At 41.1% G+C, this 22,645-nt stretch carries 20 protein-coding genes; 13 read left to right on the top strand and 7 right to left on the bottom strand.

Annotated features, from left to right (window positions below):
- Positions 1 to 5: 5 nt before the first annotated feature.
- Entirely contained in the window at positions 6 to 893 is an 888-nt protein-coding gene (locus FRX45_RS13835; protein WP_152269031.1) for an ABC transporter ATP-binding protein, read from the bottom strand.
- A gap of 377 nt (positions 894 to 1,270) precedes the next feature.
- Between FRX45_RS13835 and FRX45_RS13830 the strand changes: the two genes are divergently transcribed.
- The 3 genes from FRX45_RS13830 to FRX45_RS23305 all read left to right on the top strand — a co-directional run bounded on the left by FRX45_RS13830 (position 1,271) and on the right by FRX45_RS23305 (position 3,284).
- On the top strand, positions 1,271 to 2,293 hold the full coding sequence (locus FRX45_RS13830) for a sensor histidine kinase (RefSeq protein WP_152269030.1): 1,023 nt from the start codon (positions 1,271 to 1,273) through the stop codon (positions 2,291 to 2,293).
- Positions 2,294 to 3,004, top strand: a complete 711-nt coding sequence (locus FRX45_RS13825) for a LytR/AlgR family response regulator transcription factor (RefSeq protein ID WP_152269029.1) — start codon at positions 2,294 to 2,296, stop codon at positions 3,002 to 3,004. It abuts the gene before it with no gap.
- A 103-nt stretch (positions 3,005 to 3,107) separates the two neighbouring features.
- Positions 3,108 to 3,284, top strand: coding sequence for a hypothetical protein (locus FRX45_RS23305; RefSeq protein ID WP_193311697.1), 177 nt, complete (start codon positions 3,108 to 3,110; stop codon positions 3,282 to 3,284).
- Between the two features lie 34 nt (positions 3,285 to 3,318).
- Here the strand turns inward: FRX45_RS23305 and FRX45_RS13820 are convergent, their stop codons facing one another.
- Both FRX45_RS13820 and FRX45_RS13815 read right to left on the bottom strand, forming a co-directional pair.
- Entirely contained in the window at positions 3,319 to 4,803 is a 1,485-nt protein-coding gene (locus tag FRX45_RS13820) for a HAMP domain-containing sensor histidine kinase (protein ID WP_152269028.1), read from the bottom strand.
- Positions 4,804 to 4,813: 10 nt separating this feature from the next.
- Positions 4,814 to 5,515, bottom strand: coding sequence for a response regulator transcription factor (locus tag FRX45_RS13815; protein WP_152269027.1), 702 nt, complete (start codon positions 5,513 to 5,515; stop codon positions 4,814 to 4,816).
- A gap of 138 nt (positions 5,516 to 5,653) precedes the next feature.
- On the opposite strand from FRX45_RS13815, the gene FRX45_RS13810 reads away from it, so the two are divergent.
- Positions 5,654 to 6,949 (top strand): spondin domain-containing protein, encoded by a 1,296-nt coding sequence (locus FRX45_RS13810; RefSeq protein WP_152269026.1) that lies wholly within the window; start codon positions 5,654 to 5,656, stop codon positions 6,947 to 6,949.
- Positions 6,950 to 7,236: 287 nt separating this feature from the next.
- Here the strand turns inward: FRX45_RS13810 and FRX45_RS13805 are convergent, their stop codons facing one another.
- Positions 7,237 to 8,391 carry a DUF748 domain-containing protein gene (locus FRX45_RS13805; protein WP_152269025.1) on the bottom strand — a complete coding sequence of 385 codons (1,155 nt, stop codon included), beginning with the start codon at positions 8,389 to 8,391 and terminating at the stop codon, positions 7,237 to 7,239.
- A 163-nt stretch (positions 8,392 to 8,554) separates the two neighbouring features.
- A complete protein-coding gene (locus tag FRX45_RS13800; protein ID WP_152269024.1) occupies positions 8,555 to 8,830 on the bottom strand; it encodes a SemiSWEET transporter in 276 nt (91 codons plus the stop codon).
- A gap of 308 nt (positions 8,831 to 9,138) precedes the next feature.
- Here FRX45_RS13800 and FRX45_RS13795 point away from each other — a divergent pair, with 308 nt between their 5' ends.
- Together FRX45_RS13795 and FRX45_RS13790 are read left to right on the top strand one after the other, a co-directional pair.
- Complete coding sequence (locus FRX45_RS13795) at positions 9,139 to 9,768, top strand: hypothetical protein (RefSeq protein ID WP_152269023.1); 630 nt, start codon at positions 9,139 to 9,141, stop codon at positions 9,766 to 9,768.
- Between the two features lie 61 nt (positions 9,769 to 9,829).
- Positions 9,830 to 10,270, top strand: a complete 441-nt coding sequence (locus FRX45_RS13790) for a sll1863 family stress response protein (protein WP_152269022.1) — start codon at positions 9,830 to 9,832, stop codon at positions 10,268 to 10,270.
- 221 nt (positions 10,271 to 10,491) lie between these two features.
- Here FRX45_RS13790 and FRX45_RS13785 read toward each other — a convergent pair whose 3' ends face one another.
- Positions 10,492 to 11,148 carry a dihydrofolate reductase family protein gene (locus FRX45_RS13785; protein WP_152269021.1) on the bottom strand — a complete coding sequence of 219 codons (657 nt, stop codon included), beginning with the start codon at positions 11,146 to 11,148 and terminating at the stop codon, positions 10,492 to 10,494.
- Positions 11,149 to 11,670: 522 nt separating this feature from the next.
- Between FRX45_RS13785 and FRX45_RS13780 the strand changes: the two genes are divergently transcribed.
- Positions 11,671 to 12,480 carry a type IV toxin-antitoxin system AbiEi family antitoxin domain-containing protein gene (locus tag FRX45_RS13780; protein WP_152269020.1) on the top strand — a complete coding sequence of 270 codons (810 nt, stop codon included), beginning with the start codon at positions 11,671 to 11,673 and terminating at the stop codon, positions 12,478 to 12,480.
- Complete coding sequence (locus tag FRX45_RS13775) at positions 12,477 to 13,268, top strand: nucleotidyl transferase AbiEii/AbiGii toxin family protein (protein WP_152269019.1); 792 nt, start codon at positions 12,477 to 12,479, stop codon at positions 13,266 to 13,268. The genes FRX45_RS13780 and FRX45_RS13775 overlap by 4 nt, the downstream gene beginning before the upstream one ends.
- Positions 13,269 to 13,415: 147 nt before the next feature.
- On the opposite strand, the gene FRX45_RS13770 is transcribed toward FRX45_RS13775, so the two are convergent.
- Positions 13,416 to 14,051 (bottom strand): dihydrofolate reductase family protein, encoded by a 636-nt coding sequence (locus tag FRX45_RS13770; protein WP_226805371.1) that lies wholly within the window; start codon positions 14,049 to 14,051, stop codon positions 13,416 to 13,418.
- 531 nt (positions 14,052 to 14,582) lie between these two features.
- On the opposite strand from FRX45_RS13770, the gene FRX45_RS13765 reads away from it, so the two are divergent.
- The 5 genes from FRX45_RS13765 to FRX45_RS13745 are packed head-to-tail and all read left to right on the top strand — an operon-like array spanning position 14,583 to position 22,508.
- Entirely contained in the window at positions 14,583 to 16,655 is a 2,073-nt protein-coding gene (locus tag FRX45_RS13765) for a type I restriction-modification system subunit M (protein WP_152269017.1), read from the top strand.
- Entirely contained in the window at positions 16,652 to 17,815 is a 1,164-nt protein-coding gene (locus FRX45_RS13760; protein WP_152269016.1) for a restriction endonuclease subunit S, read from the top strand. The genes FRX45_RS13765 and FRX45_RS13760 overlap by 4 nt, the downstream gene beginning before the upstream one ends.
- Before the next feature lie 37 nt (positions 17,816 to 17,852).
- Positions 17,853 to 18,293 (top strand): GxxExxY protein, encoded by a 441-nt coding sequence (locus FRX45_RS13755; RefSeq protein ID WP_152269015.1) that lies wholly within the window; start codon positions 17,853 to 17,855, stop codon positions 18,291 to 18,293.
- A 19-nt stretch (positions 18,294 to 18,312) separates the two neighbouring features.
- Positions 18,313 to 19,281 carry a virulence protein RhuM/Fic/DOC family protein gene (rhuM, locus tag FRX45_RS13750; RefSeq protein ID WP_152269014.1) on the top strand — a complete coding sequence of 323 codons (969 nt, stop codon included), beginning with the start codon at positions 18,313 to 18,315 and terminating at the stop codon, positions 19,279 to 19,281.
- Positions 19,278 to 22,508: a type I restriction endonuclease subunit R gene (locus FRX45_RS13745; RefSeq protein WP_152269013.1), complete on the top strand. Its 3,231-nt coding sequence runs from the start codon at positions 19,278 to 19,280 to the stop codon at positions 22,506 to 22,508. Before rhuM ends, FRX45_RS13745 begins: the two co-directional genes overlap by 4 nt.
- Positions 22,509 to 22,645 lie beyond the last annotated feature (137 nt).

Raw genomic sequence — 22,645 nt, 5'->3', positions numbered from 1 at the left:
ACTGTTTACAAAGTATTGATGTCAAGTTTTGAGCTTATCCGGGTAAAGTAAACATCCTCAAGGTCTGGCGTTACTGCCATAAAATCTTCTGTCGGATTTGACTCCGACAGTATCCTGATAGATAATTTACCGGACTTAAGTTGTGTTGATACTACTTTATATTTCTCCCGGTATCTGAGTATATCTGTTTTGGAAATTGTTTTAGCAAAAATCTTTCCTTCCAGTTGGCGGATAGCATCATCAGGTGTTCCTGTGAATAAAACTTCTCCCTGGCAGATGATGGCGAAGTTGGAACATAGGGTATTTATATCTTCCACTATATGTGTAGACAAAATAACGATCGTGTTTTCACCGATCTCACTTAAAAGATTATAAAAACGGTTACGTTCTGCCGGATCAAGTCCCGCAGTTGGTTCGTCCACTATGATCAGTTGTGGGTTTCCCATCAGCGCCTGCGCAATACCAAATCGTTGTTTCATCCCACCGGAATAGGTGCCAAGACTTTTCTTTTTATCTTTATGCAGATTCACTTTATTCAATAAATACCCCACCATTTCTTTACGTTCTGTTTTGCTGCTGATTCCTTTCAACTGCGCAATATGATTGAGCATCAGCTCGGCAGATATTTTCGGGTATACGCCGAACTCCTGCGGAAGATAACCCAACAGTTGCCTTACTGCTGTTTTTTGTTTTAACACGTCAATACTATCCAGATGAACCGAGCCTTCGTCTGCTTCCTGCAAGGTTGCAATAGTTCTCATCAACGAAGATTTGCCTGCACCGTTGGGACCTAATAATCCAAACATTCCCTCATTCAGTGTAAGCGATACATTTTTAATTGCCTGTACTCCATTGGAGTAGGTTTTTGATAGTCCTTTAATGTCTAACTGCATGCGAGTTTATTTAACCTTGTAAAAAATCAGCAATAGCCGATGATCAAATGAAAAAGTACTGTCGTTTTGCTTGCCCTTTGTTTTTTTGTTCAATACACATACCTATCGTATAGCCATCTGCCATTCAATAAAACGGTAGGTTTTGCACTGATTTACTGTTCTGTAATGAATAAGGGTTGTAGGAAACGAACAATTGCAAATGTTAGAGAATCTATTTGAGGGTAAAAATAATTATGTCTAATACCTATCGAAGAATGTCAGATGTCCGGAAAATAGTGGCTAACGCTTAGTCACGAATTATGCCCGTTTCAACAGCTTTTTGAGGATTTCTGCATTTAATCTTTCAGACTCAAATTCAGTTGCAGATATTTGTATATATGGATAAATGGCAGCAATGGATTAAGAACCTTTTTCAGTCGAGACTGGCGGTACACCTTTTGTTTTGCCTTGTTTTTATTTTACTTACTTTTCTGCCCGTACTTACTAGCCGGTTCAGGGCAGAGCTGATACCCAGAGCGATTTTTGCCTGTGCTTATTTTATAGGCACAACCTATGCGGGGAGGTGGGCATGCAAATTTTTTTTGCTAAAGAACAGGATAGGCGCATTTCTGCTGGTAATTACACTTTTAGTCTCCCTTTTATCCCTCGGGTTAACTTTTTTTCTTTTCATTTCCGATCTGCAGAGAGGATGGGAATCACTCAGCTTTGGCATCCCACTAGTAGTTCTTTTTCTTTCATTAGGCGTTTTTCTTGCTTCATCAAGAGAAACGCTAAGACGGCAAATGAAGGAAGCTGAAATAGCAGACAAACAGAAGGAAAGTGAGCTGGAATTATTACGATCACAGATAAGTCCACATTTTTTGTTCAACACATTAAACAACCTGTATGGGCTCTCCATCACCCAACATGAAAAAATCCCATCACTTATTGTAAAATTATCAGACCTGTTGCGATACTCTGTATATAATACAAAGCAATCTTTTGTGCTTCTTTCTGATGAACTGTCCTATATCCACAATTATATTGACCTCGAAAAGATTCGAGTGGGAGAAAGACTTGTGCTTAATATGCATATTGAAGAACAGACTGGCGATATACGGATTGCACCTTTGCTGCTTATTGTATTTATTGAAAATGCCTTTAAGCATTCGAAGAATTCATTTAATTTAAAAGTAAAAATTAATATTGATCTTCGCATAAACAATAACACAATATTCTTTTTTATAGATAACACCTGTGGTGAAGAAACCGGGCTGAGTAATTACCTTGAAAAAAGTATGGGAATGGGTTTACAAAATACCATCAGGAGGCTTGACTTATTGTACCCGGGGGAATATACCTTAAACCACTTTAAGGAAAATAATATCTACAAAATATCCCTGCAGCTTAAAGTAAAATAAATGAAGCCGCTTAATTGCCTGATTGTTGACGACGAACCTATTGCAAGAGAAATTCTGCTTTCTTACTGTGGCTATCTGCCATCGTTGCGTGTAGTAGGTGAGTGTACCAATGCGCTGGAAGCAAAAGTAATACTGGACCAGATAAATGTTGACATCCTTTTTCTTGACATTCATCTTCCTGTGCTGGATGGTATTAATTTCTATAACACGCTGAAAAAACCACCGCAGGTAATATTTACAACTGCATTTAAGGAATATGCCGTTGATGCCTTTGAACTTGCTGCCTGTGATTATCTTGTTAAGCCTTTTTTATTGGACAGATTTATCATTGCTGTGGATAAGGCTGTAGAACGAATCAACCCCCTAAGTGAAGTGAATAAGGCTGTCGATCTTCCGTCATTCAATGATTCCTTTTTTGTAAGAACTGAAGGTAAGATCTATAATATACAGTATTCAGAGCTTTTATTTGCCGAAGCCCAGGGAAATTACACCAAGATGGTTACCACCAGGTTTACTGCTAAACCAAATATGTCATTCATAAATACGGAAAAGATATTACCTCCATCTATATTTAAGCGGGTCCATCGTTCCTATATCCTCAACCAATCCAAAATATCACATATTGAAGGTAACAGGATTTTCATTGGTCAATATGAAATACCCGTTGGTAGCAATTACAAAGAAGAATTCTTTAAATCGTTGGGATTGTAACCCAAATTATTTTACGAATCTGTCATTGCTGAGTAACCTGTGAGCATACTTTTAGCGTTGGGTTAATAAATTTTCAAACAGCAAAGAAAAAACCTGTCTTTGTATGAATTTAGCCTGCAACGCCAAACCAACCGTCAGTCTGAAGGTTACTTCATTGGCAAAAGGGTTACTCCAATCCAGGATTTCAAGAGATGTGGATTTTGCTGTTTTGATTCCTGCAAAGGATGAATACCGGCAGGTCAGAAATGCATTACAACAAAAAGGATTTTGCCCGGAGTGATGCCCGTTTGCCCATAACAATAAGTATTGATCCTTTATACACTAACCCGGGAAAATATGGGCAGTACAAACCAGAATGCAGTTCCTTTGCCGGGTTCACTGGTAACCTGTATGGATACCTGGTGCAGTTCCAGTATTTTTTTTACAATAGCCAGGCCAATGCCCATTCCTTTTTTCGGCATTTCATTTCTGTGCAATTGTTTATACCGTTCAAAAATATAGGCCTGGTCTTCATGCGCAATACCCACACCGGTATCTGCTACTTTTACCTGTACGCCTGCCGGTGTATATTGCAGATGTATCGTAATACTGCCGCCATCAGGCGTAAATTTGAAAGCATTGTCAATCAGGTTTTGTAATACTCTTTCTGTAAGCGCGATATCGGCAAACACCGGCGGCAGGCTGCCCGTATTATTCAGTTCGAGGTGTATGTTTCTTCCCGCTGCTTTAAGCTGATAGGCCATCAGTATATCGGAAACCAGCTCATCAAGCAGGAACTGCTCTTTCTGCGGGCTCACCTGGTTGGCTTCCAGTTTAGCGTATTGAAACAATTGTTCCACAAGCGCCGATAACTTCCTGGTGCTTTCGGCCACCACCGACAAGTATTTGTCTTTTTCCCGGTCACTAATATTGTCTTTTTTAATCATTAGCGTTTCCACGTATCCCTGCATGATTGACAATGGTGTACGCAGGTCATGAGAAACATTGGCTATGAGTTCCTGACGGAATTTATCAGTAGCGGTGATCTTATCGAAATTATCCACAATTACATCCGCCATTTCATTAAAAGTGGAGGTGAGCATACCAAGATTACCCTTAGCGTGCCCTTCAATTCTTGCAGCATAATCGCCTTCTTTAAATCTACTCACCACAGCCGCAATCTGGCAGATGCTGTCTGTGATCAGGAAGAAAGTGATCACGCCCACAATAAAGGCGATCAGCAGGGCACTGAAGAAAATATACGACCCGAGGCGGTAATACAAATCACTGTTCAGCGTACTAAGAATTTCTCTTTGTTTCTCGCTGGCCAGTAATGCGTATACATATCCGGAGAGTTGGCCATGTTCATATACCGGCGCTGCGGAAAAAATGCCGGGCTCATCGGGCTGCTTGGGATTGTCGCCCAGCGGTCGTTCCCCTTTTTTTACAGCAAGCCATTGTTTTACTTTGGAAATATCCACATGGTGATTGCGTACAGATTTATCCGGTACCACATAATCTGTGATCTTACCGGTTGTGTCCAGCAGGTAAACTTCCACACTGGGATTTGCCACCATAATGGAATGTATGATATCATGTGTAACAGCAGTATCGGGTTTACCATTTTTTAACGGGTGCGTAAAATTGGCCAGGTGAGAAGCTATATTGCCATAGAGTTCCTGGTGAGCCATGGTATAATAGGACCTGGACAGCTTTGATGCAATCAGCACAAACATTACTCCCAGTATTATCAAAAGGCCGGAAAACACAACAGCGATTTTCCAGAACAAAAGGTTGCCCCTGATTGTTTTTATAGACATAATTTCTTTTTTATAATTCTTCGTTGAAGCGATATCCCACACCCCATGTAGTGAGGATAAATTTAGGGTTGGAAATATCCTGTTCTATTTTTCCCCGCAGGCGGTTGATATGGGAATTCACCGTGTGCTCATACCCTTCAAAATCATATCCCCATACGAGGTTCAGCAGGCGTTTGCGGCTATAGCTTTTTCCCGGGTTGGATGCCAGCAGGACGACCAGGTCGAATTCTTTGGGAGAGAGATCAATGCGGGTTTCGTTGAGCATAACTTTTCTTTTGTCTGTATCTATTTCCAGTTCTGCGAACCTGATCACAGAGGACAGTGCAATTTTATCTTCGGGTAATTGCTCTTCCTTCCTGCGAAAGATCACTTTTACCCTTGCAATAAATTCCCGTACACTGAAAGGTTTGGTAAGATAGTCATCGGCTCCTGTTTCAAGACCTAATACTTTGTCAATCTCTTCCGACCGCGCAGACAGGATAAGTATCGGCGTATGCCGGTCTGTCTGCCTTATCCGGCGGCAGACTTCCATTCCGTTCAAACCCGGTAACATAATATCCAGTATAACCAGGTCAAAGGATTGTTCCCTGGCAAAGGCCAGCCCATGCTGTCCGTTGGCAACCGGAACAACTTCGCAGCTAAGGTCATTGAGGTGGATGGTGAGCAGTTCAACGATATTATTATCGTCTTCTATCAGCAACACTTTGTGCATATGGATCAGATTGAAATCAATATTGTGTTCAAAAGTCCGCAAAAAAACTATCCGATCTGCGCCGTGATACTTTTGTTATAATTCTGCGACTGCTTTGGGACATCCTGTTTGTTCTTTTGTGTACTAAAAAACAAAAAAATGAAACAGAATATTGCAGTAACTATTACGATGCTCTCTGCGATTGTCTTGCTGGCATCATGCAAAAAAGACCATGAAGTTGTAACACAACCTAATACCATTACCATTGAAAATGTACTGGACAGTAAACCCCTGGTAGAATCCGGGACGTTTAAGGGTGAGGGAACGCCACCGGTTATTTTTCCCGGGCAATCGGTATCTTTCAGCTTCTCTGCTGCTAAAAACCAGCGTTTAACCTTTGCCACCATGTACGGCTGGAGCAACGACCTGTTCTTTGCACCCGAAAATCCGGGTATCAGATTATATAATGATGATGGTACTCCCATTACCGGCGATGTATCTGCCGGGATAAAATTGTGGGATAACGGAACCCGCATCAATCAGGTACCCGGTATGAGCGTAGCGCATCCGGGAACCGCGGAGGTGAGTGCCAAAAACATTAAGGAGATAAATGCTGCAGATGATTATGGCAATACTTATCTGCCTGCATCGCAATTAATGAAAGTATCGCTTGATTACAATGGCAGTTCAATGTTTACGCTCACCATTATGAATAATTCAGGCGGGACTGCCAATGAAACCCCATTCAGCCCGGGTGTTTGGGCAATATCCTATGTGGCAGGCGGCAACCTGCTGCTGCCGGAGCCCCTCTATGCGGCGGATAAACCAACGGCAAACGGGCTAACCGATATTGCAGAAATGGGCGATAACACCGCATTAAGTGGTTATATTACTGAACTTACCGGCATCTTCACCCCATTGTCGCCCGTACTGGTAGTAGTATATAAGGGAAATGAAAACCCTTTTTACAAACCAGGTGAAAATGATCGAGGGGAAGGGTTGAAAGATCTGGCACAAAAAGGCAATGCCGATGTTTTAGCAGCGGCTTTACAAACAAAGAAAGGTGTAAAGCGTGTATATGTATTAAAGGAAACTGCAACCACGGTATTGCTTCCTAAAATCAGTGACGCAGTTGGAGGCAAGGTTTCGCAACAGCTCAGCGTGACTAAAGGTGACAGAATTGCTATTGCTACCATGTATGGATTTTCGAACGACTGGTTTTTTGCAACAACCGGTAACGATATAGATGCCCTGCAAAAAGGAGATGTATCTTCGTCCATTGGCTTGTTTGATAACGGAACCGCTATTAATCAATATCCGGGTGCCGGTATCACACAATTCAACCTGGCGGGTACACCACTTGACGAAAACAAACCCATCCAGGCGGTACCTAACCCTAACAGTTTTACAACCTTACCGGACATCAAAAATATCATCAAAGTAACCCTGCAATAGTGCAGATCATTTTTAAGCAGCCTGTTTATTGATAGCAGGCTGCTTTTATTTTTACTCATCTCATATATCAGCTTAACAATTTAAAAAACTCAGCCCTGGAAATGGTCAGTAGTTTACTGAGGTTTTATTTATATGTGCATGTTTTTATTGCAAGCAGTTTGCTGATGCATGCGCCCGTTGCTCTACCGATGTGTGCTTGTTAGTTGCCTAAAGTGATTTGTTTCCTGCATAAGATATGTCTGTTACTCATGCAAAAGCTTACTGAAGTCTTATCATTTCACCCAGCCTTACTTTTTATCTTTATTTGAATTTTTTTTGGCTTTACCCCCTTCAAAAATTCTTTCCAGCAAAGTTTGCTTATCTTCTTTTTTGTCTACCGAATGCAGGTTGATGCTATTTTCCAGCGCAGGATACAGCGCCTGGATAAAAGCGTTACGCAGCAACTGACCGATGATCACCCAGGTGTTAACATCGGGTGTGTCAATGTTGCCGGTAAATTCGGCCGTGGTAGCGATCTGGTCTTTTCTTTTATTGGTCAGCACCCAGCCCACAGCATCCACGATTGATTCCCACACCTTTATCCCCAGGTTTTTTTTATCCTCTTTCCAGTTCGCAACTTTCAGATCTTTGATGATGGGCTTTACATAACCGGTGATCTTTTTATCTTTTGCTGCTGCTTCGCAATACATACTTATTGTTCCTGTTTCTGCATCGAAATTACCGTAAGCCTGCAGGAAGTCGTTCATCGCAGTAATTTTCACCGGGCTCAGCCGCGCGTTCAGATCAAAGGTGGGAATAGTAGTAAGCGGATTGATCTTCATATCCAGGTTAACTGTTCCATTATATACCGTCGCAGACGCCTTTACGGTAGAAGGCAGTGTATTTTTTATCTGCCCGGCATTCGTAAGATTTTCGGCGAGGATATGGACTTCTCCAGCCTCAATATTTACCCTGGGTGAACTGTGAAAATCCCTGTAATGAATTTTTCCATTATTGACCTGGAACCTGTTAAGTTTAACAGGAAGCAGGTTGTCTACCACTTTTGTCCAGTCGTTATCAATATCTGTCTGACTGGTCGCTTTGGAGGGACCGCTTACAAAATTCAGGGTTGGCCTTTCCACTTCTATTTCGGCAACGATCCTGCCCTTGAGCAATGCTTTCCATTCTACAGAAAGATCAATGATATCCGCAGCAAAAAATGGAACAGGAACCTTTCCACCGGTCTTGTCGAGTTTGATTTGCTTAATGGTATATGCGCCTCTGTATAAGGCAACGTCAATATCATTTACATGGCCGGTATATCCGTCAATCATTGTCAATTGTTTGTTTACATAATTCAGCAAAATATAGGGCAGGGCAATACGCAAGCCGGTTAATATGATCAGCAGGCTTCCGAGGACGATATAAACGATCTTCCTTTTACGCGTGATTGTCTTTTTCATAATGTACCAGATTAAATTTTCATGCCAATCAGCATACCGGCAAAGGATTGATTATGGATTGATACAATGAACTGTTATAAAAGCCAAAATATTCAATGCCGAATTTACAGGCGATAATATGCCTTGACTTCTATTTATCGCTTTCTTACCGAACGGGGAAATTTCATTGCGCTGTTTTCTTTTTTTTGTACCTGATAGAGAAGATGGCCAAAAGGATATTTACCAATAAAGAAAAACAGTTGGTTATAATAACAGGAAAATCTTTTTTGACAAAGCCATACCAAACCCATAACGCGAGCCCGCTGAGCAGTATAAGAATCATCGGCACAGAAACCTGTTCTGATTTTTTTTCTTTCAGGATTTTTATAAGTTGAGGAATCATAGAAATTGCCGTGCATATACCTGCGGCAATACCGATATGTAATGGGCTAAATTCCATAAGATAAATTTGATAGTACCAATAGAGCAATATGAGGTCCGGGATTTTTTACCCGGATTCTTGTGAATCCAACCGTGAGAGCGGATACAATCATCGTGCTATTGTGGATTTTTTTACACGTGTTTTAGCACGAATCCCGGGAAATCAAATGCTTTGATCCTATTTAACAAAGTAAATCCTGTTTCTATTTTAAATAGACTATCTTTATGTGTTCAAAGGACGCACTTCGTAATCATTCTGACTTTCTACTTTACAACCCCCTCAATTGTTACACCTGCTCCGAAATTTTCACTTATAAAAAGTTTTTTATGAAACAATTCTTTTTGGCTATTGCCATGTTAGTGGTATGCGGCTATGTTACCGCGCAAGCCACTTCTGTATCTACTGTTATTGAAAAAACAAACAGGGATGCCGTTATGATCAGTATCAATCAACCACTGAAAGTTACCACTGAAGCGTTGCAGGAAAAGCTATCCCGTGCAGGACTGAAAGAAAGGGTGAGACGCGGTGCAGCCAGTTACAAGGGCGTTATCCTTTCGGAGATCAGTAAAGATAAAATAGACCTGTATACCAAGGTAGAAGAGGGTCCTAACAATTCCAGCAACGTATACATGGCGGTATCTAAGGGATACAACAATTTCACCAGTTCAGGCAGCGACAGCGTTCTTACTGAAAATGTCATTGCATTTCTGAATTCATTTGTGAAAGATGCCGACAATCATTTTGCAGATCTCAATATCAGCAACCAGATCAGCGATGTGAACAAATCTGAAAAAGCATATCAAAAGCTGGTGGATGAACAAACGGATCTTGAAAAGAAGAAGGCCGCTATTGAGGTGCGCCTTGCTGCCATATCCAATGAACTGAGTTCTATGAGAACGGATATTGATAACAAGAAAACGGCAGTAGACGAATCAAAAGCCAAACGCAGGGAATAAAAATTGCATTTCCCTTAGACTAACTATGACCAGCACAAATTTTATATTTAAAACACACAACATGAAAGTAAGCATTGTAACCATTTCCGCGATCGCTATCCTTGCCATGAGCAGCTTGTCTGCCTCCAGCCAGGAAAATGAAAAAGCCGCGAAGGCCAGAAAAGACATGATCGAAGCCAAAAAGGATCTAACGGAAGCGAAAATAGATTCGGCCGCTGACTATGAACAATTTAAAAAGGAAGCCGAAACCAGTATCGCCGAAAACCAAAAGAAGATCGCCGAATTAAAGGACAAAGGTCCCAGCCTCGCCGATGACCTTAAAAAGAAGTACAACAAAAAGGTAAAGCAACTCGAGGCAAAGAACGAAGACCTGAAGGAGCAGCTTGACGAATCTGTTCATACAAAAACTTCCAAATGGGCGGCATTCAAGCGCGAGTTTAAAAAGGATATGGGAGACGTATCAGACGCGATCAAAAATATTGGTGTCAACAATCACGAGTAGGGCCGCACCTGACCAAAGTATCTGCTATACCCTTGCAGGTTTTTTATCCTGATGTAGTTTCAGATATTGATATAGCTACCAATGCAATGAGCCGGTTTTCCGGCTCATTGCATTTATGGAATAGCAGGCCACAGCCATCCCTGGCTATATCCAAAACAATCAGGTGCAGCATTTTCAATTGAACCCATGCACCTTCTACCTTCAAGGCCTAAGGCCTGACATTACTCCCGGCTCCATTTTTCCCGGCGGGCCAACTCCGCTTCACTTACTTTATCCGGTACAAATGAACCCCGCTTCACTTCACCATCCGGAACATAGCTCGCAATGATCACACCCGTTGTGGATACTACTGAATCCGTGAGCTTCCATTGCTGGGGCTGTGTGCCTTCCCGGAACAATTTTTTTCCCTCACCGAGTGTGATGGGAAATGTCCAGGTATGCAATACATCAATAAGGTGATTGGACAATAAGGTTTGTACCAAACGGCTGCTGCCATGCACCAAGAGGTCGGGGCCTTCCTGTTCCTTTAATTTTTTCAATTCATTCACCACATCTTTGTTGATGAGTACGGAATTTTTCCACGACAGGTCAATGGCTGTTGTTGCCACCACATATTTATTGATGCGGTTGAAGATTGCACTGATCGCATCGTTTTGGTAGGGCCAGTGCGCCGCGAATATTTCATACGTACGCCGGCCAAGTAACAGGTCGAACGGTGTGGAGAAGATCTTGCCCAAGGCGCTTTTCGTCTGCTCGTCCTGGTAAGGAAATTGCCAGCCGCCCCATTTAAATCCAGTCGAGCGATCTTCTTCCGGTGCGCCCGGCGCCTGCAATACGCCGTCCATCGTCATAAAAGTGGGAACAATAATTTTTCGCATGGTATTCTGTTTTGCTGATGACACAAAGCTAAAAAGCCGGCTTAATTCAAAGCGGGTGCAGTTGTGACAATTGTGGAGGCGCATTGCGACAGGGGTAAGCACTTAAAAGAGAAAGTGGAAAAGAGCGGGGAGTCGTTGACAGATCGGAATGGTTTACCGGGCGGGCGCATAAAATGTAAAGCGCTGTATTTGATCTCACAAATTATCTTAGTTGACCAGGATTGATCCTGCAGGATCAAATATTCTCCTGGCAAATCCTCTTTTCAATATGGGAGGGCATTGCCGGAAAATATTAAGGGTTAAAAAGGGGTAAGATTGGTTACAACTTATCCGGCAGTGTCGGGGCAAATCAGGCACTGTCTGTTTCACAGTATCAACTAGGGAGATGTCCTGCGCTGGTCTGGTGATGAATACGCCGGGAAGGGAGGGAATGATTGTGAAAAAGAAGGAATAAAATTTAGATTTAGTATATTACATTTGCGATCTACTACAGAGTGTGTAGCAAATCGCAAATATTATATAATGAGCGTCTTAGTAAAGTCTTACGATTATCTTGAAGAATACCTGGATTCACTTAGGTCTAAGGGTCGTTATGCTTTCTCTTTGGAAGAAGCTAAAGAAAAATTTGAATTGTCTGATAAAGCCTTGAATCAGAATCTTTTCCGACTTAAATTAAAGAAAAAAATCATACAGGTTAGGAAGGGGTTTTATGCAATCATACCACCCGAATATGCTGCCCAGGGGGTGATTCCCTACAGTTTATTTATAGATGATATGATGAAAACCTTAGGTCGAAAATATTATGTAGGGCTTATCTCTGCTGCGGCAATACATGGGGCGGCCCACCAGCAGCCAATGGAATCTTTTATAATAATAGAGAAGCCTGCTTTGCGAAATATTAAAAACAAAAAATTGAAGATTAATTTTTTTGTGAAAACAGGATGGTTAGAAGATGATATAATACAGACAAAAACGGACGCTGGTTACATTAACGTTTCGTCGCCGGAATTGACTGCATTGGATTTATTATACTATATAAAAAATACCGGCATTAATCGCACCGCTAGTATTCTTCGGGAACTTGTGGAAGAAATAAAACCAGGCAAACTGCAGAAAACAGCTAAATCATATTCACAGGTTGCAGCAATTCAGCGTCTCGGTTATTTGCTGGACGCACATTTGAAAAATGAACAATTAAGCGAAGCTATATTAAAGGCGTTGACAGCAAAAAGACCTTTGGTTGTGCCTCTTGTTCCTGGCAGGGAAGTTAGGGGGGAAGTAAACACAAAATGGAAAATTATTCCAAATGCGCAAATTGAAACAGATATATGATTGCACGACGATACATCGAGGAATGGAAAGAGCATGCTCCCTGGTCGGATAACGCTCAAGTTGAACAGGACTTAATTATAGAACGTTCATTAGTAGAGCTTTTTTCTGACGAATTGCTAAGAACAAATCTTGCATTCAGAGGTGGCACCGCTTTTCACAAGCTATACCTGAAGCCCCAGGCAAGATACTCAGAAGACATAGACCTGGTTCAAATAAAAGAAGGCCCTATCGGCCCTTTGCTGGATAGAATTCGCGAACGGATGAAATTTATAGGAACGAAAGGAAAGAGCGAACGCGCTTTACATAATAACTCAATTATTTATCGCTTTCCATCCGAGATACCACCTGTAATAAATATGAGGTTGAAAATTGAAATAAATACAAGGGAACACTTCAATGTAATGGGTTTAAAGGGAATAAAGTTGAAAGTTGAAAATTCATGGTTCACCGGAGAGTGTAAACTCACAACCTTTGAATTGGAAGAATTATTCGGCACCAAATTGCGAGCATTGTATCAGCGTAGAAAAAGCAGGGATCTGTTTGATCTTTACTGGGCATATTCACATCACGAAATAAATACCGATAAACTGTTACAATGCTACCGGCAGTATATGCAGTTCGTAGTAGATAAACTCCCTACACAAAAGGAATTTATTTTAAATATGGAGGAGAAAATGAACGACAATGAATTCAATAGTGATATTCATGTTATTCTTCGACCAGGTATAGAATACGACAATGAAAAAGCCTTCGAATTAATAAAAAAAGAATTGCTGGAAAAAATATAACTATCTGAAAATTTAGAAAATGTTTCATGCCGGGTTTCAGCAGGATTTTAATAATGGTTTGACGCCATGCACTTTCGACCTGCAACACCTAAGGCCTGACTGCTTACTCCCGGCTCCATTTTTCCCGGCGGGCCAATTCCGCTTCACTCACTTTATCCGGTACAAAGCCCCCCCCTTCACCTCGCCATCCGGAACATAGCTCGCGATGATCGCACCCGTTGTGGATACCACTGAGTCCGTGAGCTTCCATTGTTGCGCCTGTGTGCCTTCCCGGAACAATTTTTTCCCCTGGCCGAGTGTGATGGGAAATATCCAGGTATGCAATACATCAATGAGGTGATTGGACATAAGGGTTTGTACCAAGCGGCTGCTGCCATGCACCAGCAGGTCGGGACCGGCTTGCTGCTTTAATTTTTTCAATTCATTCACCACATCTTTGCTGATGAGTACGGAATTTTTCCACGACAGGTCAACGGGTGTTGTAGCCACCACGTATTTATTGATGCGGTTGAAGATTTCAGCGATCGCATCGTTTTGGTAGGGCCAGTGCGCCGCGAATATTTCATAGGTACGACGGCCGAGCAAGAGGTCAAACGGGGTGGAGAAGGTTTTGCTCAAAACGCTATTCATCTGTTCGTCCCAGTAAGCAAATTGCCAGCCGCCCCATTGGAATCCATTCGAGCGATCTTCTTCCGGTGCGCCCGGCGCCTGCAATACGCCGTCCATGGTCATAAAAGTGGGAACAATGATTTTTCGCATATCATTTTGTTTTGCTGATGACACAAAGCTACAAAGCCCGGTTAACCCAAACCGGGTGTGCTTGTGACAATGGTAAAGGGGTGTTGCGACAGGGGATAAGCATCCAAAAGAGAGAGGACGTTTGATAGCGTCTTAAATTGCGAAACAATAACGGGTCCGACATCTCCAATTTTACCATCCCATAATAATTTTCCGAGATATCATCCGGGAAGCCTCACCTTTTCCTTAAATTTGACACTTAAGCATAAATAAAATGCCAGGTAATCCGGAGTTGTAATTCCGGTTTTGATTAGTGCCCTGCTCAAACTGAAGAAAACGCTTTTGCGTAAAGTAGGATCCACCTTAGATATTGATACATCCACATTGAGCTGAATTGAAAAGGAGCGAACGCCCGGCAAACCGTACCGGTAGTTGCGCAATTGTTTGATTTGGATGTCATAGAATTGCAGGTTAACTATCTTCAGACGCTAGTTGATGCTTTTTACAGGGCATCATTTCCGGGGCGAAAAAAGAAAGGATTTTGAAATTTATATCTCGAAAGAATTAGATCAACCAATGCAAGGAAAACAACTGAGAAAATTAGAAGCGGAACTTTGGCGGGCAGCAGACCAACTGAGGGCTAATAGTAAACTGACTGCCTCGGAATACTCAATGCCGGTTCTTGGCCTGATATTTTTACGACACGCGTACAACCGGTTTAAAAAAGTAAAAACTGAATTAGAAAAAACATTGCCATCGCATCCGCAAAGGGGAAAACGGGCATTGACCAAAAAAGATTTTGAAGAGCAAAACTCCATGTTCCTGCCCGAAAAAGCACAATTTGACTATCTGGTAGCATTGCCCGAAAGTGCCGACACAGGCGAAGCGATTGACAACGCTATGAAACTGATTGAGGACGAATACGAAAACCTCAAAGGTGTTTTGCCCAAAAACTTTTCCATTTTCAGTAAAGACCTGTTGCGTGAACTGCTCCGCATTTTCAATAAAGAGGTATTGCAAAAAGCCGAAGGCGATCTGTTCGGGAAGATTTACGAATACTTTCTCAACAAATTTGCGATGACCGGCGCACAGGAAGGGGGAGAGTTTTTTACGCCTATGAGCCTGGTGCAAACCATTGTAAACGTGATTGAACCCGACCATGGCATTGTGTTTGACCCTGCCTGCGGTAGTGCGGGTATGTTTGTGCAAACAGGCTATTTTATGGAGAGTATCGGACTGAAGCCAGCTGAAAAAGTTACCTTTTACGGGCAGGAAAAAGCTGACCTGAATACGAAGCTGGCAAAAATGAACATGACAGTGCACGGACTGGAAGGCAACATAAAAGAGGGCAATACTTTTTATGAAGATAAACACAACCTGGTGGGCGGTGCTGACTTTGTAATGGCTAATCCCCCATTTAATGTGGATGGTGTGGACAAAGCAAAAGATGCTGTAAAGAAAGACCTCCGCTTAGTACTGGATGGCAAAGTAAACCTGCCCAAAAACGACAACGCCAATTATTTGTGGATACAGTATTTCTACAACTACCTGAAACCTACAGGCAGAGCAGGTTTTGTGATGGCTTCTTCTGCCAGTGATGCAGGCCATAGCGAAAAAGACATACGGGAGAAGTTGGTAAAAACAGGCGCGGTGGATGTGATGATGGCTATTGGAAACAATTTTTTTTATACCCGTTCATTGCCCTGCACACTTTGGTTTTTTGACCGGGCAAAAGAAACCGACAAAAAGAAAAGCGACAAGACACTGATGCTCGATGCCCGTAAGATTTACCGCAAGGTAACGAGCAAGGTAAACGATTTTAGCCCCGAACAGCTACAGAACCTTATTTGCATTGTGAATTTGTACCGGGGTAATAGGAAGATCTTTGAAAACACCATTCATCTTTACCTGAAACAGTCAGCGAGTCGGGCTAAAGACATAGCAAAAACAACTGTTGAACTTCAAACACAATTGCAGAAGGTATTTAAAACTGCAAGTGACTTTGCCAGCAAATACGTGAAAGAAAATAAAGCCGCAAACGCATTTGTGGAAGCGTTAAAAATTGAGGAAACGGCACAGGTTTACCAACAACAAAACAAACTGATTGCCGAAGCGAAAAAGGCAAAAGCCGATATTGACATTTTAGAAAGCATTGCCCACTTATGCAAAGCATTACGCAAACCCCAGGACAAACTCATTAAGCAACTGTTGGATGCAATAAACACAGCCGCCAAAGAATACCAACTGAACAAAAACAAAGACTGGAAAGACCTGAAGCTGAAAGAACAGCTCGACCAACTGAAAACCCTGCAACAAGAACTCAGCGGCAACCCCGGTGAAGAAGACCTCGGACTGCTGCACGAAACCGAATATTTCTACAAACAAGCCCATTGGCTTACGAGCCGATTTCCTGATGGCGTGTATGCCGATGTGGAGGGACTTTGCAAAGTTGTAACCCAAAAAGAAATAGAAGCCAAAGACTGGAGCCTAAGCCCCGGCAGGTATGTTGGCGTGGATACCGCCACCGATGATGACTTTGACTACGAAGAACGCCTGAACGAAATACATATTGAGTTGGAAGGATTGAACGAAGAAGCAATTGCTTTGGCGAAAAGCATTACTGAAAACTATAAAACTATTCTAATATGAATTGGGGAAGAGTGAATTTAGGTGATGTTGCTGAATTCAAGAATGGATTAAACTTCAATAAAGACCAATATGGGCAAGGTGTTAAGTATATTTCTGTAGCAGATTTTCAAGACTACTTTTCGGTAAAAACAGAAGGTTTAGCAGAACTCAAAGAAGACTTTATTAATCCAAGCTACTTTTTAAAAAAGGGTGACATTCTCTTCGTTCGTTCAAATGGAAATAAGGAGCTTGTAGGACGAAACTTATTTATTGAAAATACACTGGAGCCATTGACATTTTCAGGTTTTTGCATTAGGGCAAGATTTACCAAGGAAGATGTCTTACCAAAATTCTATGCCTATTTATTTAAATCAAAATTTTTTAGGAATACATTATCTGCAAATGCGGGTGGAACAAATATTAACAACTTAAATCAAAGTATTTTATCAAATCTCAACATTCCGAAACCCCCACTCCCCACCCAACGCAAAATCGCTTCCATTTTATCGGCTTATGATGATTTAATAGAGAATAATTTGAAGCGGATAAAGTTGTTGGAGGAGAAGGCGCTTTTGAGGTATAGGGGGATTGTGAAGGAGGAGAAATTAGATGAGAAATCAATTCTTGATGTTTGCTATGTAACCGATGGAACACACGACAGTCCAAAACAACAAGTTGATGGCTATTACTTGGTAACTGGCAAACATTTAATTGGAGGTTTTATTGACTTCTCATCTGCATATTTCATTAGCGAAGCAGACCACGATAAAATTCAAAAAAGAAGTAAAGTTGTAAATGGAGATTTAGTTCTTTCAAATATCGGCACCATTGGAAATGTGGCAATTATAGATTCTCCTTTCGGGTTTTCAGTTAAGAATGTAATTATATTCAAGCCGAATGACCCAATATACACTTCATTTTTGTATTGTTATTTGAACTCAAATGAAATGAAAACAAGGTTCCAACAAGAATCAAGCGGCACCTCTCAAAGGTTCATTAGCTTAGCATATACAAGAGCTTTAAAAGTAAACCTACCTGCTGAAAGCGTATTGAAAGAATTTCACCAAGAAGTTTCAAGATTATTGAAATTGAAATCGCTACTCAATCAACAAAACACCAAACTCCGCGAGGCAAGGGATATTTTATTACCTAAACTGATGAATGGACAAATAGAGGTCTGAATTAGGATTTTTAAGATTAAAGGATGATAGGATTAGTATGAAATACGAAGAACTGACACATAAAATTATCGGCTGTGCCATGAAGGTGCATAGTACCTTGGGCAATGGTTTTCAGGAAGTAATATACCAGCGGGCCTTGGCAATTGAAATGGAAAATCAAGGATTGGGATTTAAGCGTGAAATGGAAATGTCTATTTACTATGAAGGCATTGATATTGGCACTCGCAGGGTTGACTTTTTTGTAGAAGAAGTGATTATGGTGGAATTAAAGGCATTGATAAAATTAGAAGAAGTGCATCTGGCACAGGCCATGAATTATTGCCAGGCATACCACCTGCCCATTGGTTTGCTTATTAATTTTGGGGCAAAAAGCCTTGATTTTAAAAGAGTTTATAATGTCAATCATCCCGAAAACAAGACATATAAAAATGAAATCCTAAAATCAAATAATCCTACAAATCCAAATTCAGACAATTGATGAGTGGACAAATAGAAGTATGAGTGAGATAGTGATATACCAAACCCCAGATAATCAAACGCAGGTAGAAGTGCAGTTTGAAGGGGAAACATTTTGGCTTTCGCTTAATCAAATTGCAGAATTATTTGGTCGTGATAAATCAGTAATATCCAGACATATAAGTAAAATTTATAAAGATGGAGAGTTAGACAAGGGGGCAACTGTTGCAAAAAATGCAACAGTTCAAATCGAGGCTGGCAGAGAGGTTACAAGAACCATTGAATACTACAATCTCGATGCTATTCTTTCGGTAGGTTATCGGGTAAATTCTAAACGAGGCACCCAGTTCCGTCAATGGGCAACCCAACGACTGAAAGACTATCTGGTGCAAGGCTACGCCATCAACGAAAAACGCCTTGCCGAAAAACAGCAGCAGGTTGAATACTTAAAAACCGGTATCCGCATATTGAGCCGGGCCATTACCCAACAAGCAACTGAGGCAGACAGCCAAATGCTGCAAATCTTTGCCAAAGGACTTGAATTGTTAGACGACTATGACCACGAACAATTAGATGCTAAAGGAAAGACTATCCGGAAAACCGTTTATCCTGAGTTGAAAGCGTATTTGGATTTGATTGCCAAAATGAAGTCCGCCTTTGCTTCGGATGTGTTTGCCAAACCAAAGGATAAAGGTTTTGAAAGCTCCGTAAAGCAGATAGCTCAAAGTGTTGGAGATGAAGATTTGTATCAAAGCATCGAAGGAAAGGCGGCCACGCTTTTATACCTGATTGTGAAAAATCACTCGTTTGTGGACGGGAATAAACGAATAGCAGCGGCTTGCTTTCTGCATTTTCTGGAGAAAAACGATTTGCTCTTTGCAGATAATAATACGCCAATCATCAGCAATGAAGCCCTGGCTGCACTCACTCTTTTTGTCGCCACAAGCAAGCCCGAAGAAATGGAAACGGTAAAGCAACTTATCATTAGTATTTTAAACAGAAACAGATGACCTGGGAATACTCAGAAGATAACCTCATAGAAAAAACCGCGATTGATTTGTTTTTCAATCAGTTGGGTTGGGATACGCTATTGGCCTACAATAAAGAAGGCTTTGGCGAAGGCAGCGCTTTGGGCAGACTGAACAAAAAGGAAGTGGTGCTCAAAAAGGTATTTTTTGAGAAACTAAAACAGTTCAATCCAAACTTACCTGAACAGGCCTACCATCAGGCGTATGAAAAACTCATTGAAGAAAGCATTACCAGGTCATTGGCTGAAATCAATTTCGAGAAACACCAATTATTAAGAAACGGTATTCCGGTTGACTTCATCAATGAAAAAGGCGAACAGGTAAAGAATAAAACACTCAAAGTTTTTGATTTTGACAATGCCGAAGAGAATAACTTTTTAGCTGTTCGCCAATTATGGATCCAGGGTAAAAGCAACAGGGAACGCAGACCCGATATTATCGGGTTTGTAAACGGAATTCCGCTTTTATTCATAGAGCTGAAAGCAGCCCACCGAAAATTAGAAAATGCTTACAACGATAATTTTACGGACTATAAAGACGTCATTCCAAAACTTTTTCATTACAATGCTTTTGTACTATTGAGCAATGGTATTGAAAGCCGCATCGGTAGCGTTACAGGCAAGTATCAGCATTTTCACGAATGGAAACGCATTACCGAGGAAGACGAAGGCATTGTTGCTTTGGATAGAATCATTGTTGGTGTTTGCGAGAAGAAACGCCTTTTGGATTTGTTTGAGAACTTCATCCTGTTTGATAATTCATTGGGAAAAGTGGTAAAACTCATTGCCCGAAACCATCAGTTTATTGGCGTAAATAAAGCCATTGAAAACATTCAGCACAAAGAGCAACTCCACAAACTGGGTAAAATCAGTTTAGAAGAAAAACAAAAATTGGGTGTATTCTGGCATACACAGGGAAGCGGAAAATCTTACTCGATGGTTTTCTTCTGTCAAAAGATCCACCACAAGTTTACAGGCAGCTACACTTTTTTAATCGTAACCGACCGCAACGAATTAGACACACAGATTTATGGGACTTTTAGAGGAATAGGTGCTGTTCCTGATATAAAAGCAGGCGCCAAAGATTCATTAAAAGCCAGCAGCGGAAAACATTTAAGAGAATTACTGGGTTCAGAACATCGCTATTTGTTTACACTCATTCACAAATTTAACTTTGAAGAAGAAATAACCAAACGGCATAACATCATTGTCATTTCAGACGAAGCACACCGAACGCAAGGCGGAAGTTTAGCAATGAATTTGCGTAATGCTTTGCCAAATGCCTCGTTCATTGGCTTTACCGGAACCCCGCTTTTCAAAGACGATGAAATTACCAGGCGAATTTTCGGAGACTATGTTTCCCGATACGATTTCAAACGAAGTGTGGATGACGGAGCAACCGTTCCATTGTATTATGAAAACAGAGGCGAGTATTTAGGATTGAAAAATCCCGTTATCAATGAGCAAATACGAGCCGTAATAGATGCCGAAAGTGAGGATTTAGACAGCGACCAACGCAGCAGTGTTGAACAGCTTTTTGCACGGGAATATCCCATACTTACAGCAAAGAAAAGATTAAATGCTATCGCCAAAGATGCTGTTTGGCACTTCTGCAACAGAGGCTACAAAGGCAAAGGAATGTTTATCGCATTGGATAAACTTACAGCCGTAACAATGTATGATTTGATTACGCATCATTGGAAACTAACCGTTGAACAATTGGAAAAAGAAGTTGCCAAAGGAAAATATGGCGACCAGGAATTGTTAGAAAAGAGCCGTGAATTGCAATGGATCAAGGAAACGGAAATTTGTGTAGTAGTAAGTTCAGAACAAAACGAAATTCAAAAATTTCAGAAATGGGATTTAGATATTGAACCGCACCGGGATAAAATGAACACCCAGGACCTTGAAACAAGGTTTAAGGATGAGAATGACCCTTTCCGTTTCGTGATAGTTTGCGCCATGTGGATTACAGGCTTCGATGTCCCTACGCTTTCCACTTTGTATTTAGACAAGCCGTTAAAATCACATACGTTGATGCAAGCCATTGCAAGAGCCAATCGTATAAGCGAAGGCAAAAACAATGGGCTAATAGTGGACTATATTGAAACTTACACGGCCTTGCTGGATGCTTTGGCAATTTATGGTTCGGGAGGTGACGATGGCGAGGATGGTGAAGGAGAAAAACCCGAGCCACCTGTAAAACCAAAAGAAGAACTCATCAGGCAATTGGAGCAAGTACTGGAAGCCACTGAAACATTTTTGCAGGATGAAGTGAATTTCGATTTGAAAGAACTCATCAAAGCGGATGGTTTGCACAAATTGGCAGCAATGGAAAAAGGGGTTAATGCCGTTTACACCAATGACGAAACCAAACGCAAATTTCAGATTTTAGCGAGGGAAGTTTTCAAAAAGTACAAAGCCCTGCAACCCGATAAGGCATTGAATCAATATGCTAAGCGGAAAAGCGCCGTTGATGTAATTTATACAGCCATAGAAAGTAATATTGAAAGTGCCGACGTTGCCGACATCATGAGAAAAATTCAAAATGTGGTGGATGAATCCATAGAAACCATGGTAACAGAACCCGGACACAACGAAGAAAAAATTATAGATCTGAGCGGATTGAATTTTGAGTTGCTGGAGCAATATTTTATGAAAACCAAAAATAAAAACGCAGCCGTTCAATCACTGAAAGACAAAGTTGAAAAGCAGTTAAAACGAATGGTTGAACGCAATCCTTTGACGGTTGACTATTACAAACGCTATCAGGAAATCATTGAAGAATACAACAGGGGCAAAGACGAAGTAGTCATCAAAGAAACTTTCAGAAAACTGATTGAACTCATAAACTCGTATTCAGAAGAGGAAGCCGACACCAAACGAGAAGGGTTAACAGAAGAACAAAAAGCCATCTTCGACATCTTAAGACACGGCAAAAAATTAGCAGAAAAAGAAAAAAAAGAAATTAAGAAAATCTCGATTGAGCTACTTGAAGAATTAAAAAAAGAAAAATTAAGAGTTGACCAATGGGCTGATAAATCAGTAACGGCAGCAGCGGTTTTTAACTATATAAATAAAACGCTTTTTGAAGTTTTACCTTATCCAACCTACCAAACAGATGATATTGACTTGAGGACAAATTTAGTTTATGAACACCTGAAGCATCAATATTTTGGAGGAGGAGTGAGTATTTATGGACAATACTAAAGATTACGATTTGCAATAATCAGTAAATCTCTTTTTTGAGACAATCTTATCATTTTTATAGCAGCGGTATAAGAATTGTCGCGGTTTAAAATTGACAGTTGGCTTAACGGGTCGTTCACTTCGCTGAAGGTATCTCC

The sequence above is a fragment of the Agriterribacter humi genome (assembly GCF_009192765.1).
Taxonomy (GTDB): Bacteria; Bacteroidota; Bacteroidia; order Chitinophagales; family Chitinophagaceae; genus Agriterribacter; species Agriterribacter humi.
Note: the sequence above shows the minus strand (reverse complement) of the source record. Positions and strands in the feature narration are given on the sequence as shown.

Excerpts from the sequence above, each read along its gene's own strand:
- FRX45_RS13835 (WP_152269031.1), bottom strand. The coding sequence starts at position 893 with ATGCAGTTAGACATTAAAGGACTATCAAAAACCTACTCCAATGGAGTA.
- FRX45_RS13830 (WP_152269030.1), top strand. The coding sequence starts at position 1,271 with ATGGATAAATGGCAGCAATGGATTAAGAACCTTTTTCAGTCGAGACTG.
- FRX45_RS13825 (WP_152269029.1), top strand. The coding sequence starts at position 2,294 with ATGAAGCCGCTTAATTGCCTGATTGTTGACGACGAACCTATTGCAAGA.
- FRX45_RS23305 (WP_193311697.1), top strand. The coding sequence starts at position 3,108 with ATGAATTTAGCCTGCAACGCCAAACCAACCGTCAGTCTGAAGGTTACT.
- FRX45_RS13820 (WP_152269028.1), bottom strand. The coding sequence starts at position 4,803 with ATGTCTATAAAAACAATCAGGGGCAACCTTTTGTTCTGGAAAATCGCT.
- FRX45_RS13815 (WP_152269027.1), bottom strand. The coding sequence starts at position 5,515 with ATGCACAAAGTGTTGCTGATAGAAGACGATAATAATATCGTTGAACTG.
- FRX45_RS13810 (WP_152269026.1), top strand. The coding sequence starts at position 5,654 with ATGAAACAGAATATTGCAGTAACTATTACGATGCTCTCTGCGATTGTC.
- FRX45_RS13805 (WP_152269025.1), bottom strand. The coding sequence starts at position 8,391 with ATGAAAAAGACAATCACGCGTAAAAGGAAGATCGTTTATATCGTCCTC.
- FRX45_RS13800 (WP_152269024.1), bottom strand. The coding sequence starts at position 8,830 with ATGGAATTTAGCCCATTACATATCGGTATTGCCGCAGGTATATGCACG.
- FRX45_RS13795 (WP_152269023.1), top strand. The coding sequence starts at position 9,139 with ATGAAACAATTCTTTTTGGCTATTGCCATGTTAGTGGTATGCGGCTAT.
- FRX45_RS13790 (WP_152269022.1), top strand. The coding sequence starts at position 9,830 with ATGAAAGTAAGCATTGTAACCATTTCCGCGATCGCTATCCTTGCCATG.
- FRX45_RS13785 (WP_152269021.1), bottom strand. The coding sequence starts at position 11,148 with ATGCGAAAAATTATTGTTCCCACTTTTATGACGATGGACGGCGTATTG.
- FRX45_RS13780 (WP_152269020.1), top strand. The coding sequence starts at position 11,671 with ATGAGCGTCTTAGTAAAGTCTTACGATTATCTTGAAGAATACCTGGAT.
- FRX45_RS13775 (WP_152269019.1), top strand. The coding sequence starts at position 12,477 with ATGATTGCACGACGATACATCGAGGAATGGAAAGAGCATGCTCCCTGG.
- FRX45_RS13765 (WP_152269017.1), top strand. The coding sequence starts at position 14,583 with ATGCAAGGAAAACAACTGAGAAAATTAGAAGCGGAACTTTGGCGGGCA.
- FRX45_RS13760 (WP_152269016.1), top strand. The coding sequence starts at position 16,652 with ATGAATTGGGGAAGAGTGAATTTAGGTGATGTTGCTGAATTCAAGAAT.
- FRX45_RS13755 (WP_152269015.1), top strand. The coding sequence starts at position 17,853 with ATGAAATACGAAGAACTGACACATAAAATTATCGGCTGTGCCATGAAG.
- rhuM (WP_152269014.1), top strand. The coding sequence starts at position 18,313 with ATGAGTGAGATAGTGATATACCAAACCCCAGATAATCAAACGCAGGTA.
- FRX45_RS13745 (WP_152269013.1), top strand. The coding sequence starts at position 19,278 with ATGACCTGGGAATACTCAGAAGATAACCTCATAGAAAAAACCGCGATT.